Consider the following 16,970-nt stretch of genomic DNA (forward strand, 5'->3'; position numbering starts at 1 on the left):
AAGAGCGAAATATGGCTATAGAATCCTTCATCAAAAGGAAGGACGCTGCCGGAGAACCTTATTCTGTGGCGGACAAAGCTTTTATTTCTGCTTATGAAGGAGCTGGCGGGTTAGCTTCAAAGGGTGCGACCGGGCAGGGTTTATTGCATGAATTCTACACTCCCGAATGGCTTTGTAAAAAGATGTGGGAACTGGCTCATTTTCACGGCTATGATGGTGGCTCCATTCTGGAACCTTCCTGCGGCACCGGTAGGTTTTTAAAAGATGCCCCTGCAAAGACCAGTATTACCGCCTTTGAGATCAACCCGGTTTCCGCTCGTATTACGGAGGTTCTTTACCCCAAGGCTACGGTCTACAATCAATACTTTGAAACAGCCTTTTTAAAGGCACCACGTTTCACCTCTGCCTTGCCAAACGGAAAAACCTGGTTGGAGCATTCGCCTTTTTCCCTGGTCATCTCGAATCCTCCTTATGGCAAGCATGTCAACCAATACTCGGCATTCTTCAAGAAGGAAAAATTCAAGCAGCTGGAGACCTTTTTCATGTTTAAATCCTTGCAGTTGCTCAAATCTGGTGGCCTCTTGGTATTTGTCACTTCCAGCAACATCATCCGCAGCGGCATTTCTTACCAAAGTGAGAAAGACAGGATAAGCGAGCTGGCCGATCTGATTGATGCCTATCGCTTGCCCCCGGTATTCAAGCATTCTTCGGTACCTACTGACATTATAATCCTTAGACGAAAATGAAACGATACGATATACCCTCACATGCCGGTACCATTGTTCTGGATGGGGTTGATCTGAATGAACTGGAATTACAAATCAGCGACATCGAACGCGACTTTAAAGTCCGGGAAATTGACATCACCTTCAAAGAAGAAAAGCTTTACGACAACCAGGTTCGACATTCTTCAGATGCTTATAAGTTTATCAAGGAGGTCATCTTCGATGGCATGGAGATCCAGGAGCATTTTGTGGTGCTCTACATGAATCAAGCTAATAGGATCACAGGCTATTACAAGCACTCGAAGGGCACCATCAACTCTACCCAAGTGGATATCGAAATCATTACGGCCGTGGCCATCAAAACTCTGTCCAAGGCTATGATCATTTCGCACAATCATCCCAGCGGGAATACCCGTCCCAGTGAAGCGGATCGCAGAATGACCAAACGTCTTAAAGAAGCGGCTTCTATGTTTGACATCAGTGTTCTGGATCACATCATCTGTACCGCGGACAACTATTACTCTTTCGCGGACAATAGCGAAGGCTCGCTCTCCGGTCCATCGGAAGAGTCTGTGGTTACGGCCATGCGTGAGCGTATTCTCCAAGGCTTGCGCCAGGTGACTGAGGCTAATTCTCCCAACATTCATCGTATGATTCAAACCAAGGAAGGCTACCGAAAGCTGGAAGAGCGCATCCTGGAAAAGGTGCTGCGTGATAACCGGATTCCAGAAGCAGTGATCCCTCAAATTGAAATGGAATGGAACTGATCTTTCCTCAACGGTCTAGGGCAAGAATCGCAGCTCTGCATCACCTGCGCGCGGAATTCAATGAAGATTTAAAGACCGCCACTGCTGCCAGAAGAAAGGAACTGGAGCAGCAAATAGCTCTGGTTAGAAATGGTGTGTTCCCTGAAGAATTTGACGCAGGTGAGATGGTGAAGCTGGTGGAAAAGAAGCAAAGCTTTTCCAATGAGCCGCTTAGCACAACCGAGCTGATGACCTTCAATACCTACTTCGACATCAATCCAGGTAAGATTTGTGGCCAGGAAGTGATTGCCAGTTCGCGGGATTTTCCGGTAAGCATTGCCGGAAACCGGGAGGATGTGGAAAAAGCAATTGACCGAACCCTGGAAACAAAGAACAGCATGGAGCTGGAGGCGCAAGCCTTAGAGCTGGAACTCAACCTTTTTGAATTATGAGCTACTTAAACGGAATTTCGAGCGCTTCGGGCTTGGGTAGCCTGAATGGATATACCGCTGCAAGATTGGCAGCGCAGTCTGAGACTTTGAAAAAATTGCTGACTGAAGATCCTAAACTGGACGGTTTAGGACGCATCACATCTTCCAAAGTGATGCCCTTTTCGGAGGTAGTGAAACGCTACAACAAAGGCATCTCCAAAAATGAGATCCAAGCCTGGGTATGGTACAAGCGAAGTGTGGGTGTGCCTATGCACGGATGGGAAGCCTATTTTCTAAAGGAAGGTGAAGCCACTAAGGAAGTGAAAGTGAAATCGGCCACGCTACTTTATGACGAGCGTATGGCTGAGATCCGCATGGCTTATCCTGGTGAAGTACTGGGTAAGTGGATCCGTGATGAAGAAAGCAAAGCCGGTACCAATTACTATATCGTTCGTTCGGGCTCCGGGCTTTTTAAAGTCAAATCGGATGACTGTTCCCTTATAAAAGGTGAAGCGACCAGCAATCAAAAGGAGCTTAATCGCCTGGTGGAAGAAGGAGCTCTGTTTTACCACGGTGGCGAACTTTTGCCTTTGCCGATCTACACCTTTGGTAATATGTACGACCGCGAACTCCAACTGGAAGCGGATAAGGCTTTTATTATTGAAACCTGGGGTGAGGCCATTTATCAGAAGCATCTGAAAGAAATCTCGGAGGCCAAACCACAACTAATGACGGTGACCAATCCGGATGAAAAGGAGCGTCCGATAATAACGGCCATCTCAGATTTCGCATCCAGCAAGGACACCTTCAATATCACCCAGGTTCGCGAGGAGTATATGGATGTGGAATCGGCCAGTGAGTTTAAGAAGGTCAACGGACGTATTGCCCGAAAGAATGCCAAGGAATCCATCAACCTCCAGTTTGATGGGGAACGCAAGTACACCTTGCAACACGTTTTTATCAAGTGGCTTTACACCCTCCAGGAAACAGATTTCGTAAAAAGCTCGGCCATTGATATTTCTGACTACTATTTGCTCAATCGTCCGTTGCGGGATGACCGGCTTTCAAAAGAGGAAAAGGCGGAGCTGAAAGCCAATGCCCGTGAAGAAGGCGAAAAGCTTTTTTCCAAGTTCCTGCACGAGGTGTTTACTTTCGAGGATCAGCAGCGACTGGATTATTCCTGGAACCGACTCTACAATGCCCAGGCCGACATTATGCACCACAAGGTACCGGTGGGATTTGAATGTTCCCGGAAATTTAAAAGTGGTGTACTACAGATCACCGATATCCAGCGGGAGGGAGTAGCTTTTATGGAGGCCATGGGATCCGGCATCAATGCTTTTGACGTGGGGGTGGGTAAAACCATGACCGCTATTACCAACCTGGCGCATGCGCTGTACAGTGGTAAATGCTCTCGGCCTCTCATCGTAGTACCCAAACCAACTTACAAGAAATGGATTGCCGAACTCATTGGCTACACGGATAAAAAGTCCGGTGAATTCGTTCCTGGTGTTTTGTCCTATACCGTTGTCCAGCTCAATGACTGGTACAATCTGGGAACTCAGGTAGTCAAAGGGTTGAATCTGAGTAAGCCGGTTCCTAAGAAGTCGATTACCATCGTCACCTATGAAGGTTTCAAGCGTCTGGGCTTTGGTCAGGATGTTTCGGAATCACTCTTCACGGAGCTGGTGAATATCCTTGGACAGTCTTCCGAGAAAAGCGAGCGCGATAAGGAAATCAAGTACCAGAAATTCCGGGAGATGATCGGTGTAGGTCTTAAAAATACCGTGGCCGATGTGGATGCACTGGCCTTTGATTATGTGGTGATCGATGAAGCGCACCGGTGTAAAAACGTCTTTGCTTCGGTAAAAGCCGATGAGGACAATGGCAAGCGCTACAGTATTCAAAGTGCGGTTTCAGAAACCGGTCAAAAGGCATTTTTGATCCTCAATTACATTCAGCGTAAGTATGGCCGAAATACCATGCTGCTTACCGCTACGCCTTTTACCAATTCGCCTTTGGAGATCTATTCCATGCTCTCCCTGGTAGGTTACGAAAGCCTTGTAAGCAGTGGGATTTACAACATCGATACCTTCTTCGACCTTTTTGTTCTTCCTACCATTGAGTGGACGGCCAACTACAAGGAAGAGATTGTGGAGAAGGAGGTGATTAAGAGCTTCACCAACCGCAGGGTGTTGCAGAAGCTCATCTACAACCACATTCTTTACAAAACTGGTGAGGAGGCCGGGGTAAAGCGTCCAAAGAAGATCAATCTCCCGATGATCTACAACCTTTTGGAGGACAAGCCTGAACAGCGTTTGCCGGTAAAGGATCAGGCGCTCACCTACATCAATATGACTCCATTCCAGCGCGAGAATCAAAATAAGATTGTTTCGCTGGCCAAGAAGTCCACGGAAGGAAAGTTGGATATGGGCAATCTCTTCAGGGCCCTGGCCTATAGCCTGGATAACGCACTTTCTCCTTATTTACTGGGTGGCCAGCCGGAGGACTACCGGGAGTTTGTAAAGAACTCACCAAAAATCGCCTACGTGATGGAGTGTATTGCTTCGGTGAAGGACTACCACAAAAAACGGGGTGAGGAAGTTTCGGGCCAGGTGATCTACATGAACCGGGGAAAGCAGTTCTTCCCGATGATCAAGGAGTACCTGGAAGAGGAGCTGGGATTTAAGCGAGGTGTAACTTATTCGAAGGTCAAAGTAGATGAAGTGGAAATCATCTCTTCTGATATCAATGATACCCGAAAGGAGAATGTCAAGGAAGCCTTTTTGGAAGGGGTGGTAAAGGTCATCATAGGTACGGCTACCATACGGGAGGGTATTGACCTCCAAAAACGCGGGACTGTAATCTACAACTGCTACCCCGAATGGAACCCCACCGATATCCGGCAACTCGAAGGCCGCATCTGGCGACAAGGCAACCAATTTGAATATGTACGGGTGGTGATGCCGCTCATCCAGGATTCCATGGACGTTTTTGTATTCCAAAAACTGGAAGAGAAAACCGCCCGGATCAATGACATCTGGTTCCGGGGTGATCGTGGCAATGTGCTTGACCTGGAAAGCCTGGATCCACAGGAAGTGAAACTGGCACTGATCACTGACATCGACCGGTTGGTGCGCATGTTCTTTGACCAGGAAAAAGAAGAGCTACAGCGCCAATGGAAACGCATTCGCCATTCCATCTCCCTGATTGAGGAGATCAAGCGGGATATCCAGTATTACCGCTCTTACCGGGAAAAATCCATTGAGGCCTTGCGGGCTTTCCTGGCTTCTCTCAAAAACAGCCATTGGCTAAGCGAAGACCAGGAGGAGAAAGGCGAAGCATCTAAAGTTCGGAAAAAGGCTGTTCAGCTCCATGATGATCTGGAAGAGTTGCTTTCTGCCACCGAGATGGGGGATAAGGAGATTATCGCCATGGGGCGAAAGATCGATGCTAGTTACTCTATGCTAGGGGTGTATTTCTCCAACAAATGGTACCTGGAGTATTTGAAGGAATACGTTTCCAAGGTGCGAAAGACTGAGAAAACCGTGCTCAAAAGCAAAGGCTTTAGCATCGATTCTGACCTCGATATGGTATTGGCCACTTACACCAAGGAACAAGATGCCTTGACCACTCAAGCCGACCGGTATAAAGGGGGTAAAGAGAGTCCACGTTGGTCAGAGCTTAGAAGTGAGATCCAAGAGAAGAAATCTGCGCTCCAGGTGGAGGGCAAAACGGCCAGGGAACGCGCTGCGGAGTTTGCCCGTCTCAATTACCTATTGGACTACAAGGTGGAATTACCATCCCGGACTGAGCCAGAGGAAGAAGCTGAATTTGAAATCATCGATGAAGAAGACAGTACCCTGGAACTGGAAGCCCTTGCCCTTGAATTAGAACTTGAACTTTTAGCAATTTAAGCCATGATTACCGTACAGAATTACCTGAATACCGCTTGCAACCTCGACTTTTCATCTTTCCCCGAAGCTTTGAAAAAGGGTGACGATCTTACCCGCAAAGCCTTAGCTCAAAACGGGTACCACAGCAATGAAACCATCAAGCGTGTGGTGGATACCTATATCGAAAAGCTCAATGCCTATGTGAAGGCGAGTGGGCCAAAGCAAACGCAAAAGCAATTAACCAAGCCAGCAAAGCCTAGCCCGACAAAGACAAAGAAGAAATCACCTGCTAAAGCTCAGGCAAAACCCAGGGCTGTAAAAAAGGCTGTTGCCAAGACCGAAGCCAAGCCGGTGGAAATGCTACCGGAAGAGATTCGCTTTATCCGCAGGTATGTGGCCATGCATGGTAAGGTAAAATCCAAATTGTCGGTCATGCGTCTTCTTTCTTCTCTACAGAAGGCCATGCTGGAGAAGCGCATCCGGAAAACTTCTTCTTACGCCAAAGAGATGCTGCAAATCCAAGATCAACTCATCAGTTGCGCGGAACGTATGGGTGACGAAGCAGAAATCAGCATTTCCTCCAAGCATTTAGAGCACTACAAGGAAATTGCTTCATCACAACGGATCCGGGAGTCGATAGCCTTGCTCAAGCGCTTTGTGGCCATTCATGGCCGGGAAGGCATGGAAGAACGGGCCGAGCGCCTGATGAAAGCCATGGAGCGCATGGTAAAGAAGGGAAAGATCCGTAAAGACGATCCTTATGCGGCTAAGCTCAGTGAGGCTTATAAGTCGTTGAAGATCTTCCTGCGGGATAAAAAAGCCGCACCTGAAATTACGGAAAGCGAGCTCAACGGAATCTATGGACTTTTGGGGATGCCCGGAACTAAAATCAAACCGGGTAAACCAAAAGGACTTGCCGGAGTTGTTTCCAGCCAGGATCTCATGAACATGGATTTTGAAACCATCGGCCTCCGTGGGAAATTCCAGGAACTGATCGGTGACCCTTCGGTAGGCTTTACGGCCATGGTATTCGGTCAACCCAAGAGTGGTAAATCTACCCTCATGCTGGACTTTGCGCATCACCTGGCCAGCCATCACGGTGAAGTCTTGTATGTGGCCTTTGAAGAGGGCTACGGCTATACCTTAAAGGAGAAGATTACCCGAATTGGCGCCATTCATCCTCGACTAAACTTTTCCGAGGAATTGCCAGGCAAACTAGGAGCCTACGATTTTGTGTTCATTGACAGCGTGAGCCGGGCTGGAATGGAACTCGATGACATGATCGAACTAAAAAACAAGTATCCACGCACCAGTTTCATTTTCATCTTCCATGCCACCAAGGACGGTAAGTTCAAAGGCGGAAATGAACTGGCCCATGAGGTGGACGTGATTATTGAGGTGGAAAATGGTATGGCCAAAGGGAAAGGGCGGTTTGGTCAAGGGGAGATGGAGGTGAGGTTTTAAGCTAGGTTTTTCCAGAACCTGCCCATTCGAAGAGGCAAGCTTAAATATTGGTTTCTGACAAAGTTGGAGGCTCCCTCAATAATGAAGGCCACTTTCATTCAATATCATCTTTGGTGATCAAACTATGTCCCACACTTCATTACGACACTAGTAAGTCATCCTTCTTTCGCCCTAGCTTGAACTACGTTGATCTTGGAGCATACATAATAATCAGTACACCAAGCAATGCAACAGTGCCACCGATAAGGTCATACTTATCCGGCACAACTCCATCCACCTTCCAGCCCCAGATAATAGCCATCACAATGAAAATGCCGCCATAGGCTGCATACACCCGGCCAAAATTTGCCGGTTGAAAGGTGGCCACCACTCCATAGACCACCCAAAACGCCAATCCACCAGGGCCTACCTTCCCTTAAGCTGAGCCAAACCATATAACCGCCTCCGATTTCGAATAAGCCGGCTAATACAAACAGAACCATTGATTTAAGGATAGTAATCATTTCACACTGTTAATTAATTGTTGAATATCCGGAGGTATTTCCATTGATTTTAGAGGTGGAACCTTGGCTCCTCCTGTATTACCTACAGGAATTTTCCCAACAAAAGACTTTACCCCACCTACCAGTAACCGTGGTATTTGACCGATCACCTCTTTGGCACTTTTAATTCTGATACCAAAGAGAAGCATCTTCCAATGCAAATAGCTGTGTTCCCAGGGGCAAGACTGGCCGATTATATGTGCCCTTTCAAGATGTCTCCAGGCAATTCTAAATTGATCCTTTTCCAGAGCTGCCCGATATACTCTAAGCTCCTGCTCGAAGTATGGCTGCAACCTGGAAGGCTTAATAGTGTTGAATTTCATATTGTTTGCTTTAGCTACATCATAGAACAAACCTAAACATCAATCTTTCTTCCGTTCTGAAAAGCTTCCCAACCCTCTTTAAGAGCATAGGGCACGATCAGAAATGCTGCAACAGGATCGGCCCACCACCAATCCAGATAACGAACAGCAAGCAGACCCCCTAAGACTGCAATGGTCTGATAAAGGCATACAAAGGTATCCTTGGAATCTGCAATTAGCTCCTTGCTGTCCAGCTTTTTGCCATAGCGGTATTTGTACCAAATCAGGATCGGATTTACCACGAGAGAAATCACGAGTATTACAATTCCGGCTGTACTCCAGGAAGGAGGGTTTTGAGCTATCAGCTTTGAAATAGAATCATAGGTAATAAAGGCGCTTACCAGTAAAAATGAAATGGCGATAACATAGAGAGTGGCTCTTTCCCTTTTTCGAACGCGCTTTTCACTGATGCCTTTCACTTCACCATTAAGCCGCCACCACAAGGTACTTGCCGACACTACTTCAATTATGCTATCGAGGCCCCAACCGATCAAAGCTGCACTGCCGGAAGAGAAACCTGCAATGAGAGATACAACTACTTCAATGGTGTCGTAAATGACATTGTAAACCTGTACTTTACGGGCCTTTCTAAGATATTTTCCTCTTTCCTTTTCCATAAGAAGTTACTTGCTATTAATCCACTCCCTCGCCTCCTCAGCTTCTTCCTCATCAAAATACCGGATGTCTGCATCGGTAAAAGGTTTCATGATATCTGTCATGAGTTCGTGCCACTTCTTTTGGCCAACAATGGCTACTTTTTTAAGATGCTCCTTATTTTTAAGATCAAACTTCGCATCGCGCCAAAGAGCGCTTGCTGACCAGCCTTCAAAATCCTGCATCTCAAAGTACCAGCTAATTTGTTCGTGCTGCTCAATTTTCTGCCACAGTAGTGGTAACATTTTATCGTAATCGGTATCATCAAGTTTGCCTGTAGCAACCATGTAAATTTTGTCTATATTTTCTTCTATCTGTATCATGTCGTTACTATTTAGAAAGTTTCAAAATGCGAATAGCGCCCCGCATCACAAAGGCGAACACGATTCCACCAATTAACAGGTCAGGCCATTTGCTGTTTAGAAAATAAACCATTACACCGGCCAGGATCACTCCGCCATTAACAATAATGTCGTTGGAAGTGAATATGGCGCTGGCCTGCATGTGCGCTTCATCGCTTTTGGCTTTATTGATCAACCATAGGGAAACCAAGTTGCCGATAAGGGCCAGAATTGCTATAACTATCATCCATTGAAACAGCGGTGTTTCGCTTTCGCTGAAAAATCTGCGCAAAACTTCTGAGAATCCTAAGAACGCCAATCCCATTTGAAAATAACCGCTGAATTTAGCGACTTTCTTCTTTCTGGAAACAGCACCACCAACTGCAAACAGGCTTAGTGCATAAACGATGGAATCTGCCAGCATATCCAATGAGTCGGCTATCAGGCCCATAGAGTTGGAAATCCATCCAGTAGTCAGCTCTATCACAAAGAAGCCGAAATTGATGCCCAGCACCCACCAAAGTATTTTTCGCTGTTGGGAGTCGTCAGTAGCCAACGGCAACTCAGCTTCATATTCCGTACTTTCCAAGTGGTCATTGAGCTTAAGTTCACGAATGGCCTGATGGATCTTGTCTACTTCTTCCGTGTGATATACCTCCAGTTTACGATTGGGAATATCAAATGAAAGTTGCTTTACCTCACTATAAGGCTCCAGCTTCATGCGGATCATCTGCTCCTCTGATGGGCAGTCCATTTTTGTTATTATGAATGTGCTTTTTTTCAAGTGTTTTTTTATTTACCCGTTAGTTTAGTTGGCAAAAAATAGTTGGCAAAAGCAGTTGGCAGTTTGCAAAAGGTACCGTCATTTATTTCTTGGTTTATATTTTTCGGGGTTTTCAATCATATGGTTGAGCATTCGACCTACCTCTTCTGATTTAACGACAAGTTCATTTCGCTCTCCTTCCGATATATATTGGCAGGCCAAAGCAAAATCAAGAGAAATCTGAGTTTCAGAGTTTTCCATATCTGCATCACTCATTTTACTTGAGAAGTGCTTTGGATATTGACGTTTTCTATATCCTTCGCCAATAGCCCGACACACTGATCGTGAAGATCTTCTTAATTGATCAGTCAGCGCATACTTCTCTTCGGATGGAAATTTCTTAGTAACCTCAAACACCTCCATCGCCAGCGAAAATGCTTTCTTGAAAACAGTCAAATCACGAAAACTACCTGCCATAACCACCTGCCTTTACTTTCTTTGGTCTGATAAATGTCTTGATCTCTTTCATATTGTTAGTTGTTTTATTTCTTTCCATCTTTTTAAGTTGGCAATAGGCAAATAGCAATTGGCAAAAGTTGTCGCGGTTAAGCTTCCTTGCCAACTGTTTTTTTTCTCTTTGCCAACTGCCCAGTGCCAACTTTTAAAAATTCTATTTCTTATAAGCCAACAATCTCAAAGCATTAAACACCACTACCAGAGTTGACCCTTCATGAATGAGTACCGCAACACCGATATTAGCAAAGCCGAAAACCGTGGCAGGTATTAACAATGCTACTATTCCCAAACTAACCCAGAGGTTTTGTTTGATAATAGCTTTGGCCTTCCTACTTAAACCGATTGCAAAAGGCAAGGTCTCCAGCTTATCAGCCATCAGGGCAATATCAGCTGTTTCCAGGGCTACATCACTGCCAGCTGCTCCCATGGCAATGCCTACTGTGCTATTTGCCATGGCCGGGGCATCATTCACGCCATCACCTACCATCGCTACTTTGGATTCTTTCTCCTTAAGTTCTTTAATGGCTTCAACCTTTTCTTCTGGTAACAAACTGCCCCAGGCATCTGTAAGGCCAATCTCTTTGGCTACTGCATCGGCTACTTTCTGGTTATCACCCGTTAGCATGATCATACGCTTGATACCAATCTTTTTGAGCTGCTCCAGGGTATTTTTTGCTTCCTTTCTGGGCGTATCCATCAGGGCAATAATGCCAATGTAGTGGTCATTCTGACGGATCAGCATGGTGGTATTTCCATCCGATTCCAGTGACTTCACTTTTTCTTCTATTTCCTTCTCTGGCTTATTATCATCCAGGGATTCAAACAGGTCCAGGTTGCCGATGTACACTTTATTATTTCCCAGTGAAGCTTTTATCCCTTTACCAAGCACCGCTTCCAGATCTTTCGCTTCAAGCACATCAGCACCATTTAATCGCTCTTTCCCATCCCGCACTACAGCTTTGGCCAGAGGATGGTCGCTGAGGTTTTCTACAGCTACTGCTATTTTCAACAGCTCGTCCTCGTTTACATCACCTAAAGCAATTACTTCGGTGAGCTTGGGTTTACCTTCTGTTAGCGTTCCGGTTTTATCAAATGCCAGGGCAGTGAGTACACCCAGGTCTTCCAGCGGACGACCACCTTTAATAAGCACTCCGCTTTTGGCTGCCCGGGCTACTCCACTTAGCACTGCACTTGGGGTGGCAATGGCCAAAGCACAAGGGCTGGCAGCCACCAATACGGCCATTGCTCGGTAGAAGCTTACACTAAAAGGCTCATCTATGACCAGAAAAGCGAAATTGAGCAACACGACCAGTACCAATACGGACGGGACAAAATACTTCTCAAATTTGTCGGTGAGCCGTTGTGTAGGTGATTTCTGGGTTTGAGCTTCATTCACCAATTTTACCAAACGGGAGAGCGTAGAGTCCTTTGCTACTTTAATCACTTTGATTTCCAGCGTATTGTTGCCATTTATGGTACCCGAAAATGCACGGTTCTCATCTTTGATATCATCTTCCTGTGACCAGTCTTTATCGGGATTATCCACCGGTTCTTTATCTACCGGCACACTTTCCCCGGTGATAGGCGCCTGATTCACGCTACTTGATCCGCTGACAACCACACCATCGGCTGAGATTTTGCTATTGGGCTTCACCACGATGATGTCACCGATGCTCAATTCCTCAATACCGACTTCTTCGGTCTTACCATTTCTCTTAAGCAATGCCGTTTTAGGAGCGAGCTCTGCCAAAGCAGCAATGGACTTACGAGCTTTGTTCATGGCGAAGTGTTCCAGTGCATGGCCCATGCTGAACAGGAATAACAATAAGGCGCCTTCCGCCCATTCGCTAAGAATAGCCGCTCCAATGGCTGCTACCAGCATCAGGAAATCAATTTCAAAGCCGCCTTTGGCCACTGTTTGAATGGCTTCTTTGGCTGTAAAAAAGCCTCCAAAGAAATAAGCTCCGATATAAAGTGAAAGACTTACCCATGAAGGCACAGCTTCGATATAAGTAAGCCCAAAGCCAATACCTAATAATGCTCCGCAGATAATGGAAAAGATCAACTCTGTATTTTTACCGAAAATACCGCCATGCGAATGTTTATCATCTTCACCTTCCTCATGGTCATGTCCCTTGTCAGCTTCTTTTTTTTGCTCTTCGCCTTTTTTTGTTTCTTTTACTTTATCAAGAAAACGTTCGGCACTCACCTGTGTATCGGGTATATCAAGTCCCTCTTTTCTCAGGGCTTTCAGGATTTCCGCCTCATCCACCTTGGCCGTATCATACTCTACCCGCACCATGCCGGATGCCGATACGGAGGCCTCCAAAATACCGGCTATCCCCCGAAGGTCACGCTCAATATGACGGGCGTGGCGGGTATGGCGAATGCCTTCTACTTCTATGAGTTTATGTCCGAATTTCTGAGTGATTTCCGCCCCGGTTTGCTCTGCCAGCGACTGGATACGGTCTATAGAGATCAACTCCGGGTCGTAGTGAAAACAAAGTTGAGGTATGCCATTGTCTGTTTCGTCTGCTACATGCACTTTTTCAAGGCCTTCTTTATCTTCAAGACGTTGAATGAGTTTTTGCACACATCGATCCTTATCGTCCGGTACTTCGGGCAGTATAAGGGGTATTTTTATTTGTAGTTTTTTCATGATTGAATTTGTATAGTCTGTTTAGAAATTCTTGCATTTTAATCTCTATAATTCAATTAAATGTTGAATATACCGGAGTATTTCCATGGATTGGTATAGTGGGACATTGAAAACATCGGGATTATTCATTTTCAGAATGATTATAACTTTCAGTCTCCTTATAGTTATTCTGCTTCGTGCCGATTACCAAAGTAATGACACCACCTATAGCAGCAATCAGAGAAGCCATTAAAATACTGATTTTGGATACCTTGATAATCTCAGGATTGTCAAATGCCAGGTTGGTAATAAACAGTGACATAGTGAACCCTATACCGGCTATCATGCCCATACCAATAATATGCCGCCATTTCAATGAAGGATGCAGTTCTGCAATACCTATTTTCTGACCTATAAATGCAAACAATCCAATACCGGCAACTTTACCCACGGCAAGCCCTAATAAAATACCAAGTCCAAGAGAGCCCGAAACCACTTCCATAAACCCGACATCCAGTTTTACACCTGCATTGGCAATGGCAAAAATTGGGATAATGAAAAAGGCATTAAAATCAATTAATCTGTTTTCTAACCGGAGCAACGGTGGTCTGGCGTTTTCCGTGTCTTTTTTAATGGTTTTCAGTATTTGTCCTTGACGCTTATCCTGCATGGGGTCAAGGTTTTCAATATCTGTTTCTTCTAATTCTTTGATATTATGAGCGGTACGCTCCTTTAATACCTTACTGTCCAATTTGGGTTTTATAGGTATGGTAACCGCGAAAAGCACCCCTGCTATGGTCGGGTGAATGCCTGAATTCAGGAAGCAATACCATAAAGCGACTCCTCCCACAATGTACCAGAAGAGGTTTTTTACCCCAAAACGGTTTAACAGTAACAATAGGATGAATACACCTCCACCAGCGCTTAAGTACAGCCCACTAAGCTCATTGCTGTAAAAGAGTGCAATAACGAGTATTGCCCCCAAATCATCCGCTATGGCCAGCGCCACCAGAAAGATTTTAAGCTGTGCCGGCACCCGCTTCCCCAACAGGCCAATGATGCCCAAAGAATAGGCTATATCGGTAGCCATAGGGATTCCCCAGCCATTGATATTTTCGGTACCGTAGTTAAAACTTACGAAAATCAGTGCGGGTAAAACCATTCCTCCGATTGCTCCCATGAGCGGCATAGAAGCTTTTTTGAAGGACGACAATTCGCCCACCATTATTTCCCGCTTCAGTTCCATGCCGGCCACCAGAAAGAATATGGCCATCAGCCCGTCATTGATCCATTCCTTGATGGTCAGACCAAAAGAAAAATGTTCGGATAGTTCAAAGAGAAATTCATCTTTAAGATAGTGGTGGTAAGCATCTGCCCAAGGGGAATTGCCCAGCACCAGGGCAATAATGGTTGCGCCAATCAGAAGCAATCCTCCGGTGGTCTCCCTGTCCAGAAACTTACGGGCAGTCTCTCTGATATATGCTAATTGGGAGTTACTATTTTCTACTGACTGATCCATTCTTTTGCCTTTTTCTTCTCCTGAAGGTGAAAAAATCTGACTTCTGAATCCGTAAAAAAATCAGTGGCTTTGGCCGCCCACTCCTGCCATTTTTTATCTCCAACAAATGCCATTTTTCCATAATCTGATAGATGTGTGGTATCTACTTTTAAATCTTCCCATAAACCTTCCAACTCGTAGCCGTCAAAGTCTTCCAGTTCAAAGTAGAAATCTACCTTTTGGCCTTTTTCAATAGTGTTGTGGATGAGCGGGTGGAATCTTTCCACGTCTTTTTTGGAGATTTTACCGCTGATTTTAGCGGCAATCAAGTTTTCCTCTTTTGTTTCCATTATCTGCATCATCTTACTAATTGTTCATGGGTTTCTAAGTCTGTTTATGTTCAAATCATTGTTGTTTGCAGCATGTCCCTCCTCCACATACCGGTGTTTCATTTCAACTGGACGCATTAACATCTTAAAATCGCTTTAGACCTGTTTTCGGATCGACTCACCCGTTTTTATCCGAAACGCATCCTCAATTTCCGAAACGTATATAATCCCATCTCCCGGCTCAGGTGTTTTGGCCTTGCCAATTATCAACTGTACCGCTTTATCCATTTCTTCATTCTGGCAGACCAGCTCCAGCTTTACCACCGGGCTATCGGTAACATGAAAATCAAGAGAGGGTGAGGCGCCCTTTGCTTTGTGGGCTCCTGTACCCTCTGCCTGTGAGATAGTCATGCTTTGAAAACCAGCCTCGCTCAAGGCTTCAATGACTACCTGTGCCCGCTTGGGCTTGATAAATGCTTTTATTTCTTTCATAATTCCTTTATTTTTATTGATTGTAGCGCATTGGCAAAAAACCGGTATTGGCCTGCTGCCAATGCGCTGCTAAATTCATTTCAAGAGGCTTTCTCAATGGTCGTGGCCTTCATGGTTTTCTTCTGACTCCCCATGCTCCTCGCTATTTTCGTGCTGGTGTGTGCCTTCCTGTTGCTTCGAGTTACAGCCGGTAGCCATAAAGCCTCCGGCTATTATGAAAGAAGCAATCCACAGTTTTAAAAAACTCGTCTTCATAATGGTATGTATTTAATTTTAAGATAATTAATGACTATGCGATGTCTGGCTTTTCTTCATCTCTGAGATCAGGTAATAGGCATTGTTCCAGGCTACTTTAGCTCCTTTGGGCAGTGGTTCCAACAGGTTTATTTCCACCCAACCCTCATCGGCAATACCGGTTCGTATTTCCACCGGTTTAAAGGCCCATTCCGTCTCACCGTCTTCATTGTGCTGTTCGGCAATGAAGATATAGGGTTTGCCTTCTTCCTCGATAATAGCACTTTCCGGCAGGGCTTTTACAGCTTCACTTTCTGTGTGGATTTTACCGTTGATGTACATCCCTGGGATCAGGAATTCTTTCTTTTGCTCAATTTCTGCGTGGACGTGAACCGCCTTTGGGTTTTGTTCAAATTGTTTACCCACCGAATAAATTTTGGCAGTAAGGCGGGAACCGGGCACGGACTCCACAGTAAAAGAAACTTTCTGCCCTTCTTTCACTTTGTACACATCTTTTTCGAATACCATTAGGTCAGCATGAATATGTTTGGTATTGACAATTGTGAACATTCCCGTTTGCGGCTGAATGTACTGACCTACCTGAATCAGAACGTTCTCGATATAACCATCTATGGGGCTTACCACAGGCACCTGCTCATATACATCGCCATTCCTGATTTTCTCTACATTCAGGTTCAACTGGCGCAGTTGGGCTTCGTAGCCCTTTACTTCTCCTTTCATGGATTGATAGTCAGACTTGGTCTCCTGAAAGGTTTTGCCGGAACCTACTTCTTCTTCGTACAGCTTCTTTTGCCGGTTGTATTCCTGCTCAAGGTATTCACTGCGGTTGTAGGCCGTGATGTACTTGGTTTGAATCTCGGTTAGATCAGGGTGAGACAGGTAGGCCAGCACCTGGCCTTTACTGACCTTATCCCCTTCTATCACTTTGATGGAAGTGATATTGCCTCCAACTATCGCTGTAACGGTGGCCTCGTGTTGTGGTGGCACTTCCAACTGGCCATTGGCTTCTACCACGCCCGATATGGGGCGAGTGGGCATAGTGTCCACTTTCATCCCCAGGCTCTTAAATTTCAGGTTGGACAAATGAACTTCGCCCATGCCTTCTTCCCCGTGGCCTTCGTGCCCGCCTTCTTCATCGCCATGCCCCTCATGGCCGTCTTCTTCACCGTGGCCTTCGTGCGATTCGTGCTGCTCACCTTCCTCGTGATTATGCCCATCGCCATCGGTTTCGTTGCCACAGGCCGAAACAAAACCTGCTATAAATAGCAGTGCAAATAATTTTATGATCTGATTTTTCATGTCGTTTATTTTTATCCGT

The 16,970-nt window shown here is 45.6% G+C and carries 16 protein-coding genes and 1 pseudogene; 5 read left to right on the top strand and 12 right to left on the bottom strand.

Annotation, left to right across the window (positions count from 1 at the left end; translation table 11 throughout):
- The first annotated feature begins 11 nt into the window (after positions 1-11).
- The 5 genes from ACO05P_RS16295 to ACO05P_RS16315 are packed head-to-tail and all read left to right on the top strand — an operon-like array spanning position 12 to position 7,262.
- Positions 12-746 carry an Eco57I restriction-modification methylase domain-containing protein gene (locus tag ACO05P_RS16295; protein ID WP_210757718.1) on the top strand — a complete coding sequence of 245 codons (735 nt, stop codon included), beginning with the start codon at positions 12-14 and terminating at the stop codon, positions 744-746.
- Positions 743-1,492, top strand: coding sequence for a JAB domain-containing protein (locus ACO05P_RS16300; RefSeq protein ID WP_210757719.1), 750 nt, complete (start codon positions 743-745; stop codon positions 1,490-1,492). Before ACO05P_RS16295 ends, ACO05P_RS16300 begins: the two co-directional genes overlap by 4 nt.
- On the top strand, positions 1,483-1,923 hold the full coding sequence (locus ACO05P_RS16305; protein WP_210757720.1) for a hypothetical protein: 441 nt from the start codon (positions 1,483-1,485) through the stop codon (positions 1,921-1,923). Before ACO05P_RS16300 ends, ACO05P_RS16305 begins: the two co-directional genes overlap by 10 nt.
- Entirely contained in the window at positions 1,920-5,819 is a 3,900-nt protein-coding gene (locus ACO05P_RS16310; RefSeq protein WP_421752521.1) for an SNF2-related protein, read from the top strand. The genes ACO05P_RS16305 and ACO05P_RS16310 overlap by 4 nt, the downstream gene beginning before the upstream one ends.
- A 3-nt stretch (positions 5,820-5,822) precedes the next feature.
- The gene (locus ACO05P_RS16315; protein WP_210757722.1) at positions 5,823-7,262 is read left to right on the top strand and encodes an AAA family ATPase; all 1,440 of its coding nucleotides are present in this window, start codon (positions 5,823-5,825) and stop codon (positions 7,260-7,262) included.
- A gap of 181 nt (positions 7,263-7,443) precedes the next feature.
- Here ACO05P_RS16315 and ACO05P_RS16320 read toward each other — a convergent pair.
- The 12 genes and pseudogenes from ACO05P_RS16320 to ACO05P_RS16375 all read right to left on the bottom strand — a co-directional run bounded on the left by ACO05P_RS16320 (position 7,444) and on the right by ACO05P_RS16375 (position 16,951).
- Positions 7,444-7,762: pseudogene (locus ACO05P_RS16320) on the bottom strand (YnfA family protein).
- Positions 7,762-8,127, bottom strand: a complete 366-nt coding sequence (locus tag ACO05P_RS16325; RefSeq protein ID WP_210757723.1) for a DUF3703 domain-containing protein — start codon at positions 8,125-8,127, stop codon at positions 7,762-7,764. Before ACO05P_RS16325 ends, ACO05P_RS16320 begins: the two are co-directional and overlap by 1 nt.
- Before the next feature lie 32 nt (positions 8,128-8,159).
- Positions 8,160-8,783: a cation diffusion facilitator family transporter gene (locus tag ACO05P_RS16330; RefSeq protein WP_210757724.1), complete on the bottom strand. Its 624-nt coding sequence runs from the start codon at positions 8,781-8,783 to the stop codon at positions 8,160-8,162.
- A 6-nt stretch (positions 8,784-8,789) separates the two neighbouring features.
- Positions 8,790-9,143, bottom strand: coding sequence for an STAS/SEC14 domain-containing protein (locus tag ACO05P_RS16335; protein WP_210757725.1), 354 nt, complete (start codon positions 9,141-9,143; stop codon positions 8,790-8,792).
- Positions 9,144-9,150: 7 nt separating this feature from the next.
- Positions 9,151-9,945 carry a cation diffusion facilitator family transporter gene (locus tag ACO05P_RS16340; RefSeq protein WP_188477385.1) on the bottom strand — a complete coding sequence of 265 codons (795 nt, stop codon included), beginning with the start codon at positions 9,943-9,945 and terminating at the stop codon, positions 9,151-9,153.
- 78 nt (positions 9,946-10,023) lie between these two features.
- Positions 10,024-10,401, bottom strand: a complete 378-nt coding sequence (locus ACO05P_RS16345) for a four helix bundle protein (RefSeq protein ID WP_151693687.1) — start codon at positions 10,399-10,401, stop codon at positions 10,024-10,026.
- Positions 10,402-10,594: 193 nt separating this feature from the next.
- Positions 10,595-13,099 carry a heavy metal translocating P-type ATPase gene (locus ACO05P_RS16350; protein ID WP_151693688.1) on the bottom strand — a complete coding sequence of 835 codons (2,505 nt, stop codon included), beginning with the start codon at positions 13,097-13,099 and terminating at the stop codon, positions 10,595-10,597.
- 121 nt (positions 13,100-13,220) lie between these two features.
- Positions 13,221-14,597, bottom strand: a complete 1,377-nt coding sequence (gene nhaA, locus ACO05P_RS16355; protein WP_151693689.1) for a Na+/H+ antiporter NhaA — start codon at positions 14,595-14,597, stop codon at positions 13,221-13,223.
- Positions 14,582-14,926: an STAS/SEC14 domain-containing protein gene (locus ACO05P_RS16360; RefSeq protein WP_246452113.1), complete on the bottom strand. Its 345-nt coding sequence runs from the start codon at positions 14,924-14,926 to the stop codon at positions 14,582-14,584. The genes nhaA and ACO05P_RS16360 overlap by 16 nt, the downstream gene beginning before the upstream one ends.
- A gap of 135 nt (positions 14,927-15,061) precedes the next feature.
- Positions 15,062-15,397, bottom strand: coding sequence for a P-II family nitrogen regulator (locus ACO05P_RS16365; RefSeq protein WP_010528133.1), 336 nt, complete (start codon positions 15,395-15,397; stop codon positions 15,062-15,064).
- Positions 15,398-15,490: 93 nt separating this feature from the next.
- The gene (locus ACO05P_RS16370; RefSeq protein WP_157998111.1) at positions 15,491-15,652 is read right to left on the bottom strand and encodes a hypothetical protein; all 162 of its coding nucleotides are present in this window, start codon (positions 15,650-15,652) and stop codon (positions 15,491-15,493) included.
- A 27-nt stretch (positions 15,653-15,679) separates the two neighbouring features.
- Positions 15,680-16,951 (bottom strand): efflux RND transporter periplasmic adaptor subunit, encoded by a 1,272-nt coding sequence (locus ACO05P_RS16375; RefSeq protein ID WP_210757726.1) that lies wholly within the window; start codon positions 16,949-16,951, stop codon positions 15,680-15,682.
- Positions 16,952-16,970: the final 19 nt, after the last annotated feature.

It is taken from the genome of Croceimicrobium sp. (assembly GCF_965228705.1).
GTDB lineage: Bacteria > Bacteroidota > Bacteroidia > Flavobacteriales > Schleiferiaceae > Croceimicrobium.

Excerpts from the sequence above, each read along its gene's own strand:
- ACO05P_RS16295 (WP_210757718.1), top strand. The coding sequence starts at position 12 with ATGGCTATAGAATCCTTCATCAAAAGGAAGGACGCTGCCGGAGAACCT.
- ACO05P_RS16300 (WP_210757719.1), top strand. The coding sequence starts at position 743 with ATGAAACGATACGATATACCCTCACATGCCGGTACCATTGTTCTGGAT.
- ACO05P_RS16305 (WP_210757720.1), top strand. The coding sequence starts at position 1,483 with ATGGAACTGATCTTTCCTCAACGGTCTAGGGCAAGAATCGCAGCTCTG.
- ACO05P_RS16310 (WP_421752521.1), top strand. The coding sequence starts at position 1,920 with ATGAGCTACTTAAACGGAATTTCGAGCGCTTCGGGCTTGGGTAGCCTG.
- ACO05P_RS16315 (WP_210757722.1), top strand. The coding sequence starts at position 5,823 with ATGATTACCGTACAGAATTACCTGAATACCGCTTGCAACCTCGACTTT.
- ACO05P_RS16325 (WP_210757723.1), bottom strand. The coding sequence starts at position 8,127 with ATGAAATTCAACACTATTAAGCCTTCCAGGTTGCAGCCATACTTCGAG.
- ACO05P_RS16330 (WP_210757724.1), bottom strand. The coding sequence starts at position 8,783 with ATGGAAAAGGAAAGAGGAAAATATCTTAGAAAGGCCCGTAAAGTACAG.
- ACO05P_RS16335 (WP_210757725.1), bottom strand. The coding sequence starts at position 9,143 with ATGATACAGATAGAAGAAAATATAGACAAAATTTACATGGTTGCTACA.
- ACO05P_RS16345 (WP_151693687.1), bottom strand. The coding sequence starts at position 10,401 with ATGGCAGGTAGTTTTCGTGATTTGACTGTTTTCAAGAAAGCATTTTCG.
- ACO05P_RS16350 (WP_151693688.1), bottom strand. The coding sequence starts at position 13,099 with ATGAAAAAACTACAAATAAAAATACCCCTTATACTGCCCGAAGTACCG.
- nhaA (WP_151693689.1), bottom strand. The coding sequence starts at position 14,597 with ATGGATCAGTCAGTAGAAAATAGTAACTCCCAATTAGCATATATCAGA.
- ACO05P_RS16360 (WP_246452113.1), bottom strand. The coding sequence starts at position 14,926 with ATGGAAACAAAAGAGGAAAACTTGATTGCCGCTAAAATCAGCGGTAAA.
- ACO05P_RS16365 (WP_010528133.1), bottom strand. The coding sequence starts at position 15,397 with ATGAAAGAAATAAAAGCATTTATCAAGCCCAAGCGGGCACAGGTAGTC.
- ACO05P_RS16370 (WP_157998111.1), bottom strand. The coding sequence starts at position 15,652 with ATGAAGACGAGTTTTTTAAAACTGTGGATTGCTTCTTTCATAATAGCC.
- ACO05P_RS16375 (WP_210757726.1), bottom strand. The coding sequence starts at position 16,951 with ATGAAAAATCAGATCATAAAATTATTTGCACTGCTATTTATAGCAGGT.